Consider the following 18177-nt stretch of genomic DNA (forward strand, 5'->3'; position numbering starts at 1 on the left):
CGCCCCGTAGACTTCACGCATGGTCGACTATGTCGTCGCGGGGCTAAGCGCCAACTCCGTGCCGTATCTTCAGGCCCTAGAACTACAGCGTGAAACACATGCGTCTGTGGTCTCTGGGCTGGCGCCCGATACCGTTATTTTCCTTGAGCACCCGTCGGTTTATACCGCCGGGAGACGCACGGATGACTCCGAACGGCCAACGAATGGCCTCGAAGTCATCGACGTCGACCGCGGAGGAAAGATCACCTGGCATGGCCCGGGCCAACTGATCGGCTACCCGATCCTGCGGCTGCCGGACCCCATCGATGTGGTCGATTATGTGCGGCGGCTCGAGGGCCTGCTGATCGACGTTCTCGCCGAACTCGGCGTCGACGGGCAACGAGTCCGCGGACGATCCGGAGTGTGGATTTCGCGGGACGGCCGTGACGAGAAGATCGCGGCCATCGGCATCCGTGTCGCTGACGGCGTCACGATGCACGGGTTCGCCCTGAACTGTTCGAATAGCTTCGACGCCTATGAGCACATCGTCGCGTGTGGGATTCGCGATGCCGGCATCACCTCAATCAGCCAGGTCTTGGGTCGCACGGTCGACCCGGCCGACGTGGTCCCGCTGATCCAGGCGCGCTTCGCCGCCGCGATCCACAACACACACACCACTGGCACAGACCTCGAGAACGCGGCCGTCACGAATGCGACCGTCGAGAACACCGCCAACCAGAACACACCCGTCGAGGTCTCCGCATGAGCGCCGCACCCGACGGGCGCAAGATGCTGCGCCTCGAGATCCGCAACACCGAAACCCCGATCGAACGCAAGCCCGAGTGGATCAAAACCAAGGCCCGGATGGGCCCCGAGTATCGCGCGCTGCACAACCTGGTGAAAAGCGAAGACCTGCACACGGTGTGCCAGGAAGCGGCCTGCCCGAATATCTACGAGTGCTGGGAAGACCGGGAAGCGACGTTTCTGATCGGTGGTGCCCAGTGCACCCGGCGCTGCGATTTCTGCCAGATCGACACGGGCAAACCGGCGCAGTACGACACCGATGAACCGCGCCGGGTCGCCGAATCCGTCGTGAAAATGAATCTGCGCTACTCGACCGTCACGGGCGTCGCCCGGGACGACCTGCCCGACGAGGGCGCGTGGCTGCATGCCGAAACTGTGCGGCAGATTCACGCCCAGAGCCCGGGCACCGGGGTGGAGATCCTGGCCACCGATTTCTCGGGCAACCCGGATCTGCTCGCCGAGGTGTTCTCCTCCCGGCCCGAGGTGTTCGCGCACAATGTGGAGACCGTCCCGCGGCTGTTCAAACGCATCCGGCCGGCCTTCCGCTACGAACGCTCCCTCGACGTTCTCACGCAGGCCCGCAGTGCGGGGCTCATCACCAAGTCCAACCTGATCCTCGGCATGGGCGAGGAACGCGCCGAGATCACCCAGGCGCTACAGGACCTGCACGATGCGGGAACCGACATCATCACGATCACCCAGTATCTGCGGCCCACTCCCCGGCACTTGCCGGTGGACCGGTGGGTGCGCCCCGACGAGTTCGTTGAGCTCAAGGCCGAAGCCGAAGAGATTGGCTTCCTCGGGGTGCTGGCCGGGCCGCTCGTGCGGTCGTCGTATCGGGCCGGCCGGCTCTGGGCGCAATCGATGCAGGCGAAGGGCCGGGATATTCCCGAGAATCTCAAGTCACTGGCGGATGCCTCGCTCGGTTTCGCGCAGGCCGTCTAGCCTCTAGGGCACCCTGGTCGGGGGGGGGGGGGCAGCCTCCGATAGCTGCAGCAGAAGTCGCGGCCTCGACCGGAAGCGTTCCATTGCTCAGCGGCAGCGCCGTCGAACACACACCCGTCTCGGGGAGAACGAGCTGCACAATGCGCGCCGCTTCCGTGTTGCCGGCGAGTTCGTCGGCGATCGAACGCACCTGCTCATACCCGGTCAGGAGCAGGAAGGTCGGCGCCCGACCGTAGCTCTTCATGCCGGCGATGTAGAAGTTCGGTTCGGGATGGGCAAGCTCATCGACACCGTGCGGGTAGACGGTTCCACAACTGTGCAGGTTCGGGTCGATGAGCGACGCGAGCCGCGTCGGCGCCTCGACAATCTCATCCAGACTCAGGCGTATTTCGCGCAGGATGTCGAGGTCAGGACGAAACCCCGTTGCGTTCACGACGACATCCGCTTCAATCGAAGCCAACTCCCGGCGACGACGCCCGATGACCTCGACGCGCCCGTCAGAAGCGGGCCGCACGTCGTCGATTTCGAACCGGTCGACCAGGGCAATTGTTCCGGCGCGAACCAGGTCGTGCACCGCACTGCCGAGCTGTCCACGCGCGGCGAGTTCATCGTTCGCCGAGCCGAAGACGCGCACCGGGCTCACTGAGCGCACGGCCCAGGTGATGGTGGTTCCGGGCGCTGCGTCGGCGAGCTGCGCCAGCTTGAGCAGAGTGTTCGCCGCGGAGTGACCGGCCCCAACCACGAGGGTGTGCTTGCCGGCGAACCGGGCACGGTCGGCGCCGAGAACGTCGGGGAGGGCGTGCGCCACATTCCCGGAGATATCGGCGACCGCGGACGGCTGCAGACCGCTCGAGAGCAGGCCGTTCGGAGTCGAGTACGTGCCGGAGGCATCAATGACCGCGCGGGCGAGCTGCTCCGTGGTGCCGGTCGAGGACTGCACCCGCAGCAGAAATGGCACCGAGCCGCGGTTGTTCGAGCGGGTGCGGTCCATGCCCTGTCGGGAGACGGCCGTCACTCGGCTGTCGTAACGGATGCGCGCGGCGAGTTCCGGGGTCTCCGAAAGGGGAACGAGATAGTCGGTGACCAGATCGCGCCCATACGGCAGTCGTTTGGCCGCCGGGGCTTCCCAGCCGGCCTTGTCGAGCAGCCGCGCGGCAGCCTCGTCGACGAGCACGTCCCACGGGGAGAACAGGCGGGTGTGACCCCAGGACTGCACGGCGGATCCGGCCGCGGCACCGGATTCGAACACGACCACGTCGAGCCCGCGTTCGAGCAGTTGCGCTGCGGCGGCCAATCCGACCGGGCCGGCGCCGATGACAGCAACGGGCAGGCCGGCGAGGCGGTCGAACGAGCCCCGCCCCGGGGCCGGGGCAGTCGCGAGGGAAAGTTCGGCGATAGTCATGCATTGCTCCTGAGAGTTGAAAGCTGAGATTGTGGGTGCGGCGCTAGATTGTGATGAGCAGCCGACTGATGGAATCCAACGCGCCGGGCACGAGGCGGTAGTAGGCCCAGAGCCCCCGCTTCTCGCGGGTGAGAAATCCGGCATCCACCAGAATTTTGAGGTGGTGCGAGACCGTCGGCTGCGAGAGGCCCAGCGGCTCGGTGAGGTCACAGACGCAGGCCTCGCCGCCGTCGCCCGCGGCGACCATGGAGACCAGACGTAGCCGGGCCGGGTCGGCCAAAGCCTTGAGCGAACCGGCCAAACTCTGCGCATTCTGCGCGCTGAGAGACTCACGACTGAGCGGCTCGCAGCACGCCGTCACATCGGTCACAGGGAGCAGTTCGGTCAACGTCATCTGAACATCATGACAACTATATTGACAAACGTCAATATAGTTCCTACGATTTTGATCAGCGGATGCGGGAGCCCGCGAACATCGTTTCGCTCGCTCCGCAGCCACCCCCGACCCCCTTGCGAAAGAAGCACACGACGTGTCCGAAAAGCCCACAGTTCTCTTCGTTTGTGTTCACAACGCCGGTCGCTCGCAGATGGCCGCCGGCTACCTGCAGTCGCTCTCCGGCGGGCGGGTCGACGTGCTCTCGGCCGGGTCGGAGCCGAAAGACCAGATCAATCCAGTCGCTATCGCCGCCATGGCCGAAGAGGGCATCGACATCGCCGACAACATCCCCAAGATGCTCACCACCGAGGCGGTGCGTGACTCGGATGTCGTCATCACGATGGGTTGCGGTGACGCCTGCCCCATCTTCCCCGGCAAGCGCTACGAAGACTGGCAGCTCGACGACCCGGCCGGGCAGGGCATCGAGGCCGTTCGCCCGATTCGCGACAACATCAAGCGGCGCATTGAGGTGCTGCTGAGCGAGATCCTCAGCGACTAGCCGACGATCGACCCTACGCTCACGCCGGTGTCGCAACGAGCGACGATACCCCTGCGCGAGCACTCCCGAACAGGCGTTGTCAGGTCGACGAGCCGGGCCTACGCTGTGCCCAGGCCCACTGCGGGGATCGGCTCCGGGACCTCACCCCAGTGGGTGCCGGGCATCTTGGATGCCTATCTCCTGGACCTCACGGAACAGGAAAAGACCATGACCAAGTATCTGTTCGAAGCGAACTATGTGGGCGACGGCATCAAGGGCCTGCTGCGCGAAGGCGGAACCCGGCGCCGCGAGGCGGTTGTCGAAGCCCTCAAGTCGGCCGGAGGCACGCTCGAATGCTTCTACTATGCATTCGGTGAGACCGACGCGCTCGGAGTCTTCGAGATCCCGAACCAGGCCGACGCCGCCGCCCTCTCGCTCCTGATCAATTCGACGGGCACCGTGAACATGCACCTCACACCGCTGATGACCCCGGAGGATCTCGACGAGGCCGCCCAGAAGACCCCGTCGTACCGTGCCCCCGGGCAATAGACACCCTTTAGCTGTTGAGCGCGACCGTCGGTGGGGTTCTCGCCGCCCGAATGGCCGGGTAGAGACCGGCGAGACCACCGATGATCAGGGTGGCGATTACCCCGCCGACCAAGACAAACGGTGGCACCACGGGCACCCAGCCGTTGCCGAGCGCAATGCCAGTACTGACGGCCGCACCCAGACCGGCGCCGGCCACCCCGCCGAGCGCCGACAAGAGCAGTGCCTCCGCGAGGAACTGCACCCTGATGTGCCCGCGAGTCGCTCCGAGCGCCCGGCGCAGCCCAATTTCCCGCCGCCGTTCAAGCACCGAGATGACCATGGTGTTCGCTACTCCGATGCCACCGACGAGCAGTGAGATTGACCCGAGTGCGAGAAGCAACCCGGTGAATGCTTCGTCGGCGGCGTTCTTCGCGGCCAACGCGTCCGACGGGCGTGACACCGCCACCGTTCCGGGCGCTTCGGGCTGGATGCTGGGGCCCAGCAGCGTGCGCACCCGCGGAACCGAGGCATCCGTCGAACGCTCGTAAAGGGTGTTCGGTTGCCCGGTGTGGCCGAAGTGGCTGACCGCGACCGTGGTCCCGATCAGGACGGCGCTGTCGATCTCCGATGCGAGCACCACCGGGGCGAGGATGCCGACCACCGTGACGTTGCGTTCGCCGAGCCACACCTGAGTTCCCACCGAGGTGACGCCGAGCCTTCTCGCGGCGGTATCGCCGAGCACGACCGCCGGAAAACTCGCGGTCGCCGGATTCAGCCAGTCCCCGGTGACGACCCGACCGCCGATCACGTCGAGCAGATTCAGCTCGGCAGCGCGAACGCTCAGCCCAGCGGTGAGCCCTGGATCGATGAAGCTATTGCGGTACACCCGGATCGTGTCGAGCTCGGCCGTTGCCGACGCTGCCTCGACGCCCGGGATCCGCTCGGTTCGAGCCGACGCATCCGAGGGAAACGGGATCGTCTTCCCGTCGCTCTCCCCCGCCTGTGCGGTCAACAGATTCGTACCGAGTGCCTCGAGTTGCGAGGTGAGCCGCTCCTGGCTGGACGCCGAGATGCCCACCACCGCGATCATGGCGGCGATACCAATGGCGATACCGAGCGCGGACAGCACAGCCCGCGTCGGTCGTGCGCGCAGACCGGCCGAGCCAAGGTGCACCGCGTCTCCGGCATGCAGCCGCGAACGAGGTTCACCTGACTGGGGGCGTGCCCTTCTCCTGCGGATCATTCTGTTCTCCGTTCGATGACCGGGCTGTCGCCTGGGCGTGTGTCGGACGAGCGGATGCCCGAGGCGCCAGACAAACGTGTGCCGGACAAGCCGGTGTCAGAGATCAGCCGGCCGTCTTTGATCGCGATCTGGCGCGGCAGACGCTCCGCCAACTCCGCATCGTGGGTGATCACCACCACCGTGGTTCCCGCCCGGTTCAAGTCGTGGAGCAATTCGACGATGCTCTCACCCGAACGTGAATCGAGATTTCCCGTCGGCTCGTCGGCGAGCAACAATGGCGGATCCCCGACCACCGCCCGGGCGATCGCCACCCGTTGCCGCTCGCCGCCGGAAAGCTGGCTGGGCTTGTGCGTGAGCCGGTGTCCGAGGCCCACGCGTTCCAACGCGTGACGCGCCCTGATCCGGCGTTCTCCGCGCTGCACTCCCGCGTAGAGCAGGCCGTCGGCCACGTTGTCGAGTGTCGACACTCCCTCGCTGAGGTGGAATTGCTGAAACACGAACCCGATGCTGTGGCCGCGGAGTGCGGACAGCTCCCTGTCGGACAGGTCAAGCACATCCGTCCCGTTGATGAACGCCCGGCCGCTACTCGGCCGGTCGAGCGTGCCAATGAGATTGAGCATGGTCGACTTGCCTGACCCGCTCGGCCCCACGATGGCCACGAACTCGCCCCGGTCGACTGTGAGGCTGACGCCGCGCAGCGCATGAACCGGAGGGCTGCCGTACTCGCGCCCGACATCTTCGAGCCGGATCACGGGTTCCGGCCGGATGAATACGGCCGGCCACTCGACCAGGTCCGGGTGCAGCGCCTCCTCGAGAGTGGCACCGAGCTCACTCATCGTTCCGGCACCACAACGACGACACCCTCGGCGATCCCCTCGCCCGCGATCACCACTCGGCCGGCGGCGAAGAGTCCCGTTGTGACAGGAACCCGGGCCGGTGGAGCGTCGCCGACAACCACCTCGACGCCGAACAGCTCGTCGTCCAATGCGATCAGCGCCTCCACCGGAACCGTCAACACGCTGTCGCTGGCCACGCTGGAGAACGTCACCGTCACCGACGCCCGCTGGAACTCGGCGATTGCTGCCTGGTCGTCAAGCGCAATGACCACCGGGATCACGATCTTTGCCGCACCGCCCCCGTCTTGCTGAGTCTTTTCGACCGGCGGGCCGACACTGCTCACCGAGCCCGCGATCGGTGTGCCGTTGGGCGCGACGACGGTCACTGCGGCACCCACGATCGCCAGTGCCTGATCCGAGAGTTTCACATCGACCATCACGATCTTCAGATCCGCTGACGCGGTCATGATCTCGCTGGCGGCGCCGACCTCGGCCCCCATCGCCGACGTCAGTGAAGCGACTCGGATGTCACCGGAGCTGAACACGACGGAACCCCGTTCGAGGCTTCCGGTGGCGGGCTGCCCGGAGGCCTTTTGCCACGCACTGATCCCCCGCGCCGTCGCGGCGGTGAACTCCGCGTCGACGTCACCCGTGAAGTGGCCGAGCGTCGCGAGGTTCTGTTCGAGCTGTGCCACGTCGGGGCCGGGGTCCATCCCCCGCTCGAACGAGCGCCACACCGGCAACCCGCCGTGGAACAGAACCACCGGCCGGTTGCTCACCGTGAAGAGGGTCTGCCCGAGCCCGATTGTTGCTCCCACCGCGGGCAGCCCGGTCACGACACCGGAGAGCCCGGCCAGAATGGCGTGTTGGTCCGAGAATTGCAGCGTGCCGCTCAACTGGGTTTCCTGAGCCACTGAGCCGTGAATGACCGGGGCAGTTGCGACTGCGCGTGAGTGTTCGTCCGACGTACCCGATGCGGATGGTGCGGTCTGAGACCCCCACAGCACCCAGGCTGCGCCTCCGGCCAGCGCGATCGTTGCGCCGAGCGCCACACCGACGATCCAGCGACGCCGCATCAGAGACACTTGTCCAGCACCGACTCGGGGATCTCCACGTCAGGAAGGTGCACGCCCCCCTCGGGCGGCGGGTCAGCGATGTCGACCCCGTTCTCGCGCAGACACTTCGTCGCTTTGAGCGACTCCTGGAACATCTCCTCATCACTCGCGCGATTCTCTGGAAGAGGCGGGTCTCCGATCCTCTCCGAGCAGACTTTGAATGCCGCTGTGAAGGCATCGTCCTGAACGAACTCGCCGATTCCCTTTTCCTTGTCTGGGTCGGTGATCTCGATCCCTTCGTCTCTCAGGCACTGGGTGACTTTCAATTCCCAGTCGAAACGTTTGTCTTCGAAGGAGCTCGCGGTCGACTTATCGGGGCTCGTCGAACCGCCGGCGGATTCCGACGCGGGGGCGCAGGCGGCGAGGCTCAGGAGGAGCACCGGCACGGCGAGCGCTGCGCCGAGGCGAGCGCGCCGAGTGGATCGCGCGGTTCGGGTGAATCGGTTGGATGGGGCGTGTGTGTACATGAGTTTCTTTTCTGAATGAATGGATTGGAACGCAAAGATTGAGGCGGAGCGCCGAGCTTGTGTCGCGGCTCTGGAGCGGCCCGATGGCCTGTTACCCGCTCGCATCCGTGCGCTTGTCCGGGCATTCGCCACCGGGTGTGGTGGCGAGCTCGTAGTGCCACATCTCGTTGCTGTAGATCTGGCAGAGGCCGAACTCGTCGCCGAATCGGCTCATCCAGTCGGATGCGTCGGTGGGGCCGACGTCGACGGCGTTTCCTTTGACGTGTTCAGAGGCTTCCGGCGTGCTGACCCACTTCAGGGCCTCGTCCTCACTGCCGTATTCGACGATGGCGTCGTCGAGCAGGCTCTGCTGGTAGTCAGCGCTTCGCCAACCCGAGGCGATGCGGATGTCGTAGTCGTCAGCTTCTGCGGCGGTTGCGGCAGCGCGAACGGCCTCCCGCAGAGCGGGATCGAGCTGTGAGATCAGGGGAAGCGAGTCGTCGAATGGTGAGACCAGTTCCCCTTCTTCGAGGTAGCCGTGAGCTGCGGAGTGCACGGACTCCGACGAGATCCCGCCGTCGGCGCCCGTCGGCGACCCCACCGCCGCGCACCCGACGACCGCGAGCATCGACAAAGCGGCGGTGATGCAGAGACTTATTGACCTGCGCGTCACGCAGCCTGGCAGTGGGGACATTCGGTGACTCCTGTGATCAACAGAGCGGGGATCCGCTTGTTCTGTGATCAGCTTCGGCGGCCTCTGCGACTCAGCCGTCTTCGCAATGCGACAAGACGGCTACGGAAACCTGAGTGTTCGCAGTGAGTCATCGCGACTGCAGGCGCGCTGAAGCCCGGCCGATTGCAGAGCTGAAGTCAGCTTTCGTGAGACCCGGGAAGGTTTTCTGGCAGGCGCAATGCGAAGACGGTGGTGGCACCAGGTTCGACGGTGATATCTCCGCCGAGCAGACGGGCGTTCTCGCGGGCGATCGCCAGCCCCAAACCGCTGCTCGTGCTGCGTCCTCTGGCCGCGCTCCCCCGATAGAAGCGCTCGAAAAGGTGAGGCACATGCTGGTCGGAAATTCCCGGACCCTCATCGACGACCCGGACAACCCGCCATCCGTCTTCCGAGGTGCTCGTGACGGTGACGGGCGGCACGCCATGGCGGGACGCGTTGGTCAGGAGGTTCGTGAGAATCATCCGCAGTCGTCGCGCATCGCTCGTGAGGGGATCGTTGTTCTCAGCCCGGATGCGCACCGCGCCGGCGCCATCGCTGCGATCGGTGACGTCTTCGAGGAGGAGCGCGATGTCGAGCGGTTCGAGTTGGAGGTCGGCCTCGCCCGCGTCTACCCGGGACATCTCCAGGAGATCGCTGACGAGCTTCGAGAGGTGGCGGGTGCTTTTCGCCGTCACCTCGCCGGCGATGCGCACCTCCTCGTCGGTGGCCGCCGAGGTGTCTTCCAGAATGTCGGCCATCGCCACCATGGAGGTGAGAGGCGTGCGCAACTCGTGGGAGACATCCGCGACAAGTTGCCGTGACAGCTGCTCGCGCTCTTTCAGGCGTTCGATGGTGTCGTCGAGGGACTTCGACGTTTCCGACAGGGCCAGAAGCACGGCGTCGACATCCGCATACCCGGTGTACTGGGGAGTGACAGTGCGGCCGCTGCCGAGATCGGTGACGCTCGACACCATCCTCTTCAACGGACGAGTGAATCGGGTGCCGATCACGAAGCCGAGCGCTGCCGCCAAGGGTACGGCGAGGGCAGTGATTGCGAGGCTCAAGCCCACGAGGTGCGTAACTTGCTCTGACTCGTCCTGCAGCGACTCGACGACCAGAACGTTCACCTGGTCACCGTTGGTGTCGGCTCTGGCCCGGCTGTTCGCCCCCATCACGAAGAGCAGCTGACCGTTGACGGTGATCCGACGGAATGTCACGGCATCGCTGCTCTCCGCCATCGACTGAAGCACCGCGTCGGGCACAAATCCGACCACTGGGTTTCCGACTTCTGCGCCGGTCGTTTGGTTGATCAGCGTTGCCCCGTCAGGGAACAACTCGATCAGCGAACCGAGTTCTTGTTCGCTGGGGTGCGGCGGGAGTGCGTCGAATGCGGCGGCGGCGCCGTCGCTGAACTCGTTCAATAACACGTTCTGTCTGGACTCGAAAATGAGAGTGCGAGCATTGAACGTCAGCAAGACCGAGGTCGCCAGGGCGACTCCCGCCGCGACCAGGCCAAACGCGAGGATCAGGCGCCCGCGGAGCCCGATGTTGCGGCGACGAAACATCAACCGATCCGGTATCCGAAGCCTCGTACTGTATGGAGCATGACCGGTTGTGCCGGGTCGTCTTCGATCTTTGCTCTCAACCGTTGGATCGCGGCGTCAACACTTCGCCCGGCGGAATTCTCTGTTGTGAGCCACACCCGGTCCAGAAGCTGATCCCGGCTGAGCACCTGCCCGGGATTCCGCAGCAGTTCCGCGAGGAGCTTCAGCTCCGTCGGCGTGAGTGAGAGCTCGGCCCCTGCCTTCGTGACGATCAATGAGTCGAGGTTCACCGTGAGCGTGCCGTGGTGAAGCAGGCTGTCGTCGTCGGGGGTGTCGTTCTCAGCATTGCGACGCATGACGGCACGGATGCGCGCCTCGAGAACCGCCGGCGCGACCGGTTTGATGACGTAGTCATCTGCTCCCGCTTCCAGGCCGCCGACGATATCGGAATCCTGGTCACGCGCGGTGAGCATGATGATCGGCACTGAGGACGATTTTCGAATCTGACGACATACGTCGAATCCGTCGAGATCCGGCAGCATCGCATCGAGAACGACCACATCGTGAGCACCGCGAATCGCCGAAAGCACGCCCCCGGCGCCGGTGAACTCGACGGCGACCTCGTGGCCGCGCCGCGACATCGTTAACCGGTACGCCTGACTGATCTCACGGTCGTCCTCGACGAGAAGAATTCGTACCATCCTGTCCACCTCCCCCGCTGAGCTTACGGGTGACGGCCTGTGAGCGACTTCGGGTCGCCCCCGATTCGCCTCTCGGAGGCTACGCGACGGCTCCGGCCAGCAGCGCTCGCGACCGCTCGACATCCTCTTTCGTGCGCAGGATCAGCTCATCGAGCGTGTCGCAGCGCACCATACTGCGGAGGCGTGCCGCGATCGTCACGAGAACGGAGCGGCCGTAGAGGTCGGCATTGAGGTCGTGCACAAAGGCCTCGATACGGCGGTCCGTCACATCGTCGAAGGTGGGGTTGTCGCCAATGCTCACGGTGGCGCCGTGCCGGGCGGTCTCCGGCGGAAAACTCACCCAGCAGGCGTACACCCCGTCAGCCGGAATCTCGAAGCCCTCGGCCACTGAAACGTTCGCCGTCGGGAAGCCGAGCTGGCGCCCTCGCTTGTCGCCGTGGACGACGATTCCGCCGAAGACAGCGCCGCCAGAGACAGCGCCACCGGTGACGATGGCGTCGGTGACGTTGCCGTCCGTGACGATGGCGCCCCCCACGATCGCGCCGACACTGCTCGATCCCCCGACCTCGGTCATTATTCGGTCAGCAGTCCGCGGAACTGGCTCTGGTGAAAGACCAGGGGGGTGATCTCGGGGAACACGTCGGAGTTCAGCACCTCGAGCAGGATGATCTCGTGATCACCACCGTCGACGGTCGCCGAGACCTTGCACTCCAACCAGAGAGCAGCGCCGTGCATCAACACAGCCCCGTCGTCCGTCGCGTGCCACTCGGCATCTTCGAACCGATCGGTGTTGCGCGAGGCGAGCTTGCGGCAGAGTGTCTCGTGGTTTGCCCCGAGAACGCTCAGGCCGAGCTGGGCGCTGTCGGCGAGCACAGGCCAGGTGTTCGAGGTGCGGGCGACGCTGACGGCCACCAGGGGCGGGTCGAGCGACACCGAGATGAAGGAGTTGACGGCCAGGCCGACCGGGCGGTCTTCAACGAGTCCGCAGACGGCGACGACGCCGGTCGGAAAGAGAGAAAATGCGCGACGCAGCGCCACTTCCGGCGGCACGGTCTCCAGGTTTGTCGCGGTAGACATCACGTAACTCCTTCTTCATTGAAATGACTCAGTCATCACACTAGTCAAGTTTGATCATATTTCTAGTACTTATTCAGATTTGAACATATAAAACGTGATTCATTCGGGGACGCGACGCATCTGCTGACTTACGATGGAGCAATGTCGAGCCTTACCCGCCTGATCGTGCTGGGCGCCGTACACCAATTTCAGCCTGTTCACGGCTATTTTCTGCGCCGCGAACTGATGACGTGGCACGTCGACGAATGGGCCAACATTCAGCCCGGCTCGATCTACAACGCGCTGCGCTCCCTCAAGCAAGACGGCTACATCGAGGAGAATGGCACCGAGTCGGCCGGCAAGCGCCCCGAGCGCACCATCTATCAGATGACGCCAGAGGGAGAGGTCGAATTTCTTCGCCTGCTCCGGCTCACGCTGTGGACTGTGGAGACCTTCGACACCAAGCCGGTGATGGCCCTCACGTCGTTCATGTTCGCGCTGAGCCGTGAAGAGGTCATCGCGGCCCTCGACCACCGCGTCAACGAGATCAACGCCAAGATCGCCAGCAACGGCTTTCACATCGAGGATGTCGCCAAGTCGACGACGACCCCGCTTTACGTTCGCGAGATCTTCGAGTTGTCGACGGCACGCCTGCGCGGCGAACAACAGTGGGCCAGAGAACTCGGTGAGCGGGTGAAGGCCGGCGAGTACAGCTTCGCCGGGGAACCCGAGAGCGACCGCGCCCGGTCGGCTCGCTCGCTCGACGCCTAAACGCAGCCTCGCGGCGGCAGCTGCGGCATCCACTGTCGCTTCTGCCCCTACATCCGCCCCTGCATCCGCCCTCTCGAACGCGAGAATCCGTGACCCCGGCCATCGGCCGGCGCCACGGATTCTCACTTCAGCCCTGAGGGGGGATCAGAGCGTCAACGCGGCCTGCTGCGCCCGGAAGCCCGCACCCGGGTGGTCGTCACGCAGAACAGGAGTCTCGGTTCCGACCAGCCGCTGACGCAACGTCGGAGCGTCGTAGCCGGTGCCGGCGACGCCGCGCTCACGCAGAATCGGCATGACCTGTTCGATGAAGTCAATCGTCGAACCGGGCTGGATCACCGGAGTGAACAGGAAGCCGTCGAGGTCAGCGCCCTCGGCCAGCTCGCAGATCGCGTCTGCGATCTCCTCGGGGGTGCCGATGACGGGCTTCGAGCGCACACCGTGTGCGTGCCAGTCCTTCAGCACATCGCCGACAGTGAGCCCGGCGAAGCGCGCGACCTGGGTCTGCGACAGCTCGGTGTGCAGGTCGGTCATCGGCGTGCTCGGGTCGTACGACGACAGGTCGAGCCCGGTGAACCAGGCGTACGACGCGACGGCCACCTCGGGAGTCTGCGCGTCGAGCACCTCCTGGTACTTCTGCTCAGCCTCTTCATGCGTCGGGGCGACCACGCAGGAGAACGCGGCCATCAGCTTGATCGAGTCGGCTGCGCGCCCTGCGGCGACGGCTTCGGCACGGATGGCCTGCACCTGGCCGGCGAGCTTATCGACCGGTGCACCACCGAGGAAGATGCATTCGCCGTGGCGGCCGCCGAACTCACGGCCGCGCTCCGAGGAGCCGGCCTGGAAGAGAACCGGCGTGCCCTGCGGCGAGTAGGAGGTGTTTCCGTAGCCGTTGCTGCGGAAGTACGGGCCCTCGTGCTCGATGCGGTGCACCTTCTCGGGGTCGGCATAACGTCCCTGCTTGTCGAGCTCGAGTGCGTCGGGCTCCCAGGCGCCTTCCCACAGCTTGTATACGAGTTCCATGAAGTCGTCGGCCATGTTGTATCGCTCGTCGTGGGCGACCATCGGCACGCCGAAGGCAGCGGATGCGGTCTCGGCGGTTCCCGTGGTGACCACGTTCCAGCCGATGCGGCCCTTCGACAGGTGGTCGAGGCTCGCGATCCGGCGGGCGAAGGAGTACGGCTGCTCCAGCAGGGTGGAACCGGTCAGCACGAGGCCGAGGTTCTCGGTGCTCGAGATCAGTGCCGCGGCAACGATCGCAGGGTCGAGACGCGGCAGGTCGAGGCCCTCAACCGTGCAGATGTCGGGTCGTTCGCCGTTGACGTCGGCCCAGCCCCAGGCATCCGCGAGAAAGATGAAGTCCAGGCCCGCGTTTTCGCAGATCTCGGCGATGTTCTTCCAGTAGGCGAGGGTGTCGAAGAGGTGCCTCTGGTTGTCAGGGTGACGCCAGGTTGCCGTTCCGGAGTCGTTGGTCTGAGCGTTTTCGAACAGGCCGAAGCGAAGCTGTTTCATTGTGATGCCTTTCGTGCTGATTTTTTGTGTGAAGTGACGAGGCAGCGTGCCTCGCGGCGACTAGCGGGCGACTGTGGTGTCTTCGCTCCACCACAAGACGCGCTTGCGTAGCAGCGCCAGTAGCGACACCAGGGTCACGCCCATCAGGCAGAGCAGCGCGATGCTGGCCCAGGTGACGGCGAGGTTGGCTTGCGCTGCGGCGATTGTGACGAGGGAACCGAGACCGGCCTGCTGACCGGCAGCGACGAATTCGGCCACTGCCGCACCGACGATCGCCAGCGGCATTGCGATGCGCAGCCCCGCGAAGACGAACGGCATGCAGCCGGGGAAGCGCAGGTCGCGGAAGATTTCCCAGCGACTCGCGTGGATTGTGCGCATCACGTCGAGCGCACGCCCATCGACGTCCCGCAGCCCGGCCAACGAGTTGACCAGCATCGGAAAGAAGACGACGAGAGCGGTGACGATGTACTTCGGCATCATGCCGAAGCCGAATGCCACCACGAGGGCCGGGGCGATGGCCACAACCGGGGTGACCATGACCACGACGATAAGCGGCATGACTGCTCGCTCCATGATCTGGAACTCCGCCATGATCACCGCGAGAAGGAACCCGAACAGGATGCCGGCACCCGCGCCGATGACGACCTCCTGCAGCGTGACCAAGAAGTTCGACCAGTACATCATCGGTTCTTTGGCCAGGCTCGACCAGACGGCGTCGATCGTGGGAATCACATACGGGTTGGCGAGGGCAACGGCCTGCCAGAGCGCACCCGCGACGATGAAAGTGATGGTGGGCGGTGCCCACGTTCCCCACTTCAGTCCGCGGCGCGGCGCGGCCGACTGGGCAGCCCCCTTCCGTGTGCCGGCCTGCACAGCATTTGATTCGGTGACGGACTGCGTTGTCGATCTCGGCACCGTGTGCAGGTTAGACATACTTCTTCTCCATGACACTCTGTAGCGACGACCGCACTGCACCCTCAAGGTCGCGGAATTCGTCGGTTGCGTAGACATCGGCATCCCGCGGGCGCGGCAGGTTGACGTCGATCACCTCGGCAATGCGACCGGGATGTGCGGCCATCACGATGATGCGGTCGGACAGCATGATCGCTTCGGGCACCGAGTGGGTGACGAACAGCACCGTCTTGCGGTTGGTTTGCCAGAAGTCGAGCAATCCGATGCGCTGCTGGTCGCGGTTCATCTCGTCGAGAGCCGAGAAGGGCTCGTCCATCAGAAGCACGCTCGGGTCGAAGACGAACGCGCGAGCGATGGCCGCGCGCTGCTGCATGCCGCCCGAGAGCTGCGACGGATACTTGTTGATCGCGTGGCCGAGGCCGAACGACTCCAAGATTTCCTTCGGGTCACGGAGGGTGCGTCCGGCGTTCGCCTTGGGGTTCACCGTGATCGGCAAGGTCACATTCTCCAGCACGGTGCGCCACGGCAGCAGGGCCGGCGACTGGGGCACAAGACCGATCATCTTGCCCTTGGTCGCCGACTTCACCGTTTTTCCGTCGATGGTGACTGTGCCCTCGTCGGCGTCGCTGAGTCCGGCGATCACCTTCAACAGGGTGGACTTGCCGCATCCGCTCGGGCCGATCACCGATACGAACTCACCGGCGTTGATCGACAGCGTTACGTCATCGAGCACCAGAGTCTTGGCCCCGGCCGGGCCGAAGCTCTTCGAGACGTTGGTGACCTGCACTCCGGTGTTGCCCGCGGGCCGGGAACCGGCGGCCGAAGCCGCGAATCGGTTCCCGACCGCGCTGGTCACATCGATAAGTTCGGAGCTCACTTGCCCGGCCAGATCAACGCGTCGTCGCTGTAGAGATCGGCGACCAGCTTGGTGTCCATCATCGACTCCAGCTTCGGCAGCTCGCTGACGTTGCCGAACTGCTTGACCAGCTTGTACTCGTCTTCCCACTCGGCGGTCGTCTGCACGCCGGGCATCCCGGCGGTGCTGTTCCGCACCCAGTTCGATTCAACAGCCCAGGTGCGGGCCTGCTGGTCCTTCGGGAACGCGTCGCCCTGGTTGTTGTCGGCGGCGAGCGTGCTGATCATGTCCATGCATTTGTCGTCATTGTCGAGGCAGTACTGCAGCGCCTTGAGGCTGGCACGCATGAAATCGGCCGAGACCTCGCGGTTCTCGGTGAGGAACTTCGAGTTCGCCTCCATCACGTTGTAGGTGCCCTTGATGCCGAGCTCAGACGGCAGGAACTGGTTGAACGGCAGACCGAGCGACTTGAGCTTCTCCGGCTGGTTCGACGCGTAGCCGACGATGGCGTCGACCTGTCCGCGGGTGACGACCGTGGGGTCGTAGTTGGTCATCTTGATCAGTTCGACCTTGGAGACATCGACACCGGCAGCATCCAACATCGCGGATGCGATCGGCGTCATGTTGATGAAGTAGCCGAGTTTCTTGCCCTCAAGGTCTTTCAGACTCTTGATGTTCTCGTTCGTGAAGATCGAGAAGGGCGAGTCGCTGCCGTAGGTGGCAACCGCGGTCAGGTTGTGGCTGTTCGCGGCGGCCAGCATGACGTCGGACGCCGAGCCGAGTGCGGTGAACTGGGCCTGACCCGACGAAACGAGCTGCTGGCCGTTCGCACCAGAGGCGTTGATTTCAACGTCGAGGCAGAGGGCGTCGAAGTAGCCCAGCTCCTTGGCGAGGAACACGTCGAGCTGGCCGGCACTGGCCGAGTATCCGTAACCCGAGATGTAGGTGATGGGGCCGGCCGCGCTGTTGCGATCGCAGGTGGCCTGGTCGACCTCTACTCCCGCATCGGAGGTGCTGGGCGTTGAAGCCGGGCTTGCTGCGCAGGCGCTGAGAGTCAAGGCCGCGGCAAGCAAGCCGACAACATAGGAGCTCCGGCGGAGAGCCTGCTTATCAAGAAAATTTGTCACTTGGATCGAGATTCCTTCCCTGGCCTTATCCGTCATTGGATGGCTGGGCAAAGCTAACATATTCAATCTTGACTGTGCAAACTTTTTTACGTCTCATTTGAACAACAAAACGAGACAAACTGTCGCTTCGCGCTAACCCCTTCGGGGGCCCGCCCTTGTGACGCCGATATTCGGGCCTCGTCGGTTCGTTGACGCGCGAGTGAGGGCGTCAGTCGGTCGGTCGAGGTGCTGGCAGGTCGAGCGTCGCCAACACCGTGCGCCCGCTGGCCGCTGCCCGCGGCGCCATGTCCACGACCGCGATCTGCGTGAGCGTCAGCACATCACCCTCGTGTACCCGGCCCTGATTCTTGACCGTGACGTGGGCGCGAAAGCCCACTCCGGTGAATGCCGGTTCCTCCGGAGCCGCGGCGAACTGACGCATGGCCTCCTTCAGCGCGCGGTGGAGCGCGGTGAGCGCCGGGCTGTCGTCAACGAGTGAGACGGGAATGTTGTGGCGGCGGCCGAACAGCGCGTCGGGGCCGACCGTCGCGGCGAGCGCCGTCTGACCGGCGGCGGCCTCCTCGATCGCAGCTGCAACATCCGCCGGCTCAGCGCTGGTGAGAAACGGCGGAAGCACGGTGATGTGCAGGGGCCAGTCCGCCACGGCGAAGCTCTCCCCCACCTCAAGCGGGGTGAGCGGCAGCACAATGACGAGGCGGGACATGGTCTGAGTTTAAGTGGATGCCGCTGGTCGGCCGTCTCCCTCCTCCGCGATGGCAGGCGGAACCTGCGCTAGCG

At 64.8% G+C, this 18177-nt stretch carries 21 protein-coding genes; 5 read left to right on the top strand and 16 right to left on the bottom strand.

Annotated features, from left to right (window positions below):
• Window positions 1-19: 19 nt before the first annotated feature.
• A complete protein-coding gene (lipB, locus tag AB4Y63_RS08345; RefSeq protein ID WP_441790591.1) occupies window positions 20-745 on the top strand; it encodes a lipoyl(octanoyl) transferase LipB in 726 nt (241 codons plus the stop codon).
• Window positions 742-1728 carry a lipoyl synthase gene (gene lipA / locus AB4Y63_RS08350; RefSeq protein WP_441790592.1) on the top strand — a complete coding sequence of 329 codons (987 nt, stop codon included), beginning with the start codon at window positions 742-744 and terminating at the stop codon, window positions 1726-1728. The genes lipB and lipA overlap by 4 nt, the downstream gene beginning before the upstream one ends.
• Here lipA and AB4Y63_RS08355 read toward each other — a convergent pair.
• Together AB4Y63_RS08355 and AB4Y63_RS08360 are read right to left on the bottom strand one after the other, a co-directional pair.
• The gene (locus tag AB4Y63_RS08355) at window positions 1682-3130 is read right to left on the bottom strand and encodes an FAD-dependent oxidoreductase (protein WP_441790593.1); all 1449 of its coding nucleotides are present in this window, start codon (window positions 3128-3130) and stop codon (window positions 1682-1684) included. The genes lipA and AB4Y63_RS08355 overlap by 47 nt on opposite strands.
• A gap of 43 nt (window positions 3131-3173) precedes the next feature.
• Complete coding sequence (locus tag AB4Y63_RS08360) at window positions 3174-3524, bottom strand: metalloregulator ArsR/SmtB family transcription factor (RefSeq protein ID WP_441790594.1); 351 nt, start codon at window positions 3522-3524, stop codon at window positions 3174-3176.
• 136 nt (window positions 3525-3660) lie between these two features.
• Here AB4Y63_RS08360 and AB4Y63_RS08365 point away from each other — a divergent pair, with 136 nt between their 5' ends.
• A complete protein-coding gene (locus tag AB4Y63_RS08365; RefSeq protein ID WP_441790595.1) occupies window positions 3661-4065 on the top strand; it encodes an arsenate reductase ArsC in 405 nt (134 codons plus the stop codon).
• A gap of 207 nt (window positions 4066-4272) precedes the next feature.
• Window positions 4273-4593, top strand: coding sequence for a GYD domain-containing protein (locus tag AB4Y63_RS08370; RefSeq protein WP_441790596.1), 321 nt, complete (start codon window positions 4273-4275; stop codon window positions 4591-4593).
• Window positions 4594-4600: 7 nt separating this feature from the next.
• Here the strand turns inward: AB4Y63_RS08370 and AB4Y63_RS08375 are convergent, their stop codons facing one another.
• The 9 genes from AB4Y63_RS08375 to AB4Y63_RS08415 form a co-directional block, all read right to left on the bottom strand.
• On the bottom strand, window positions 4601-5746 hold the full coding sequence (locus tag AB4Y63_RS08375; RefSeq protein ID WP_441790597.1) for an ABC transporter permease: 1146 nt from the start codon (window positions 5744-5746) through the stop codon (window positions 4601-4603).
• Between the two features lie 65 nt (window positions 5747-5811).
• A complete protein-coding gene (locus tag AB4Y63_RS08380) occupies window positions 5812-6651 on the bottom strand; it encodes an ABC transporter ATP-binding protein (RefSeq protein WP_441790598.1) in 840 nt (279 codons plus the stop codon).
• On the bottom strand, window positions 6648-7727 hold the full coding sequence (locus AB4Y63_RS08385) for a peptidoglycan-binding protein (RefSeq protein ID WP_441790599.1): 1080 nt from the start codon (window positions 7725-7727) through the stop codon (window positions 6648-6650). Before AB4Y63_RS08385 ends, AB4Y63_RS08380 begins: the two co-directional genes overlap by 4 nt.
• A complete protein-coding gene (locus tag AB4Y63_RS08390) occupies window positions 7727-8032 on the bottom strand; it encodes a hypothetical protein (RefSeq protein ID WP_441790600.1) in 306 nt (101 codons plus the stop codon). The genes AB4Y63_RS08385 and AB4Y63_RS08390 overlap by 1 nt, the downstream gene beginning before the upstream one ends.
• A 292-nt stretch (window positions 8033-8324) precedes the next feature.
• The gene (locus AB4Y63_RS08395; protein WP_441790601.1) at window positions 8325-8906 is read right to left on the bottom strand and encodes a M15 family metallopeptidase; all 582 of its coding nucleotides are present in this window, start codon (window positions 8904-8906) and stop codon (window positions 8325-8327) included.
• Between the two features lie 176 nt (window positions 8907-9082).
• Window positions 9083-10489, bottom strand: a complete 1407-nt coding sequence (locus AB4Y63_RS08400; RefSeq protein ID WP_441790602.1) for a sensor histidine kinase — start codon at window positions 10487-10489, stop codon at window positions 9083-9085.
• Complete coding sequence (locus tag AB4Y63_RS08405) at window positions 10489-11169, bottom strand: winged helix-turn-helix domain-containing protein (protein WP_441790603.1); 681 nt, start codon at window positions 11167-11169, stop codon at window positions 10489-10491. The genes AB4Y63_RS08400 and AB4Y63_RS08405 overlap by 1 nt, the downstream gene beginning before the upstream one ends.
• A 79-nt stretch (window positions 11170-11248) precedes the next feature.
• On the bottom strand, window positions 11249-11743 hold the full coding sequence (locus AB4Y63_RS08410) for a riboflavin kinase (protein ID WP_441790604.1): 495 nt from the start codon (window positions 11741-11743) through the stop codon (window positions 11249-11251).
• Window positions 11743-12246 carry a flavin reductase family protein gene (locus AB4Y63_RS08415; protein WP_441790605.1) on the bottom strand — a complete coding sequence of 168 codons (504 nt, stop codon included), beginning with the start codon at window positions 12244-12246 and terminating at the stop codon, window positions 11743-11745. The genes AB4Y63_RS08410 and AB4Y63_RS08415 overlap by 1 nt, the downstream gene beginning before the upstream one ends.
• A gap of 141 nt (window positions 12247-12387) precedes the next feature.
• Between AB4Y63_RS08415 and AB4Y63_RS08420 the strand changes: the two genes are divergently transcribed.
• Complete coding sequence (locus AB4Y63_RS08420; RefSeq protein WP_441790606.1) at window positions 12388-12996, top strand: PadR family transcriptional regulator; 609 nt, start codon at window positions 12388-12390, stop codon at window positions 12994-12996.
• 144 nt (window positions 12997-13140) lie between these two features.
• On the opposite strand, the gene AB4Y63_RS08425 is transcribed toward AB4Y63_RS08420, so the two are convergent.
• The 5 genes from AB4Y63_RS08425 to AB4Y63_RS08445 all read right to left on the bottom strand — a co-directional run bounded on the left by AB4Y63_RS08425 (window position 13141) and on the right by AB4Y63_RS08445 (window position 18103).
• A complete protein-coding gene (locus AB4Y63_RS08425; protein WP_441790607.1) occupies window positions 13141-14505 on the bottom strand; it encodes an NtaA/DmoA family FMN-dependent monooxygenase in 1365 nt (454 codons plus the stop codon).
• Window positions 14506-14565: 60 nt separating this feature from the next.
• Window positions 14566-15438, bottom strand: coding sequence for an ABC transporter permease (locus AB4Y63_RS08430; protein WP_441790608.1), 873 nt, complete (start codon window positions 15436-15438; stop codon window positions 14566-14568).
• Complete coding sequence (locus AB4Y63_RS08435; protein WP_441790609.1) at window positions 15431-16294, bottom strand: ABC transporter ATP-binding protein; 864 nt, start codon at window positions 16292-16294, stop codon at window positions 15431-15433. The genes AB4Y63_RS08430 and AB4Y63_RS08435 overlap by 8 nt, the downstream gene beginning before the upstream one ends.
• Window positions 16291-17400: an ABC transporter substrate-binding protein gene (locus AB4Y63_RS08440; protein ID WP_441790610.1), complete on the bottom strand. Its 1110-nt coding sequence runs from the start codon at window positions 17398-17400 to the stop codon at window positions 16291-16293. The genes AB4Y63_RS08435 and AB4Y63_RS08440 overlap by 4 nt, the downstream gene beginning before the upstream one ends.
• Before the next feature lie 208 nt (window positions 17401-17608).
• Window positions 17609-18103, bottom strand: a complete 495-nt coding sequence (locus tag AB4Y63_RS08445) for a 2'-5' RNA ligase family protein (protein ID WP_441790611.1) — start codon at window positions 18101-18103, stop codon at window positions 17609-17611.
• Window positions 18104-18177 lie beyond the last annotated feature (74 nt).

The organism is Leifsonia sp. YAF41 (genome assembly GCF_052113185.1).
Classification (GTDB): Bacteria; Actinomycetota; Actinomycetes; order Actinomycetales; family Microbacteriaceae; genus Cryobacterium.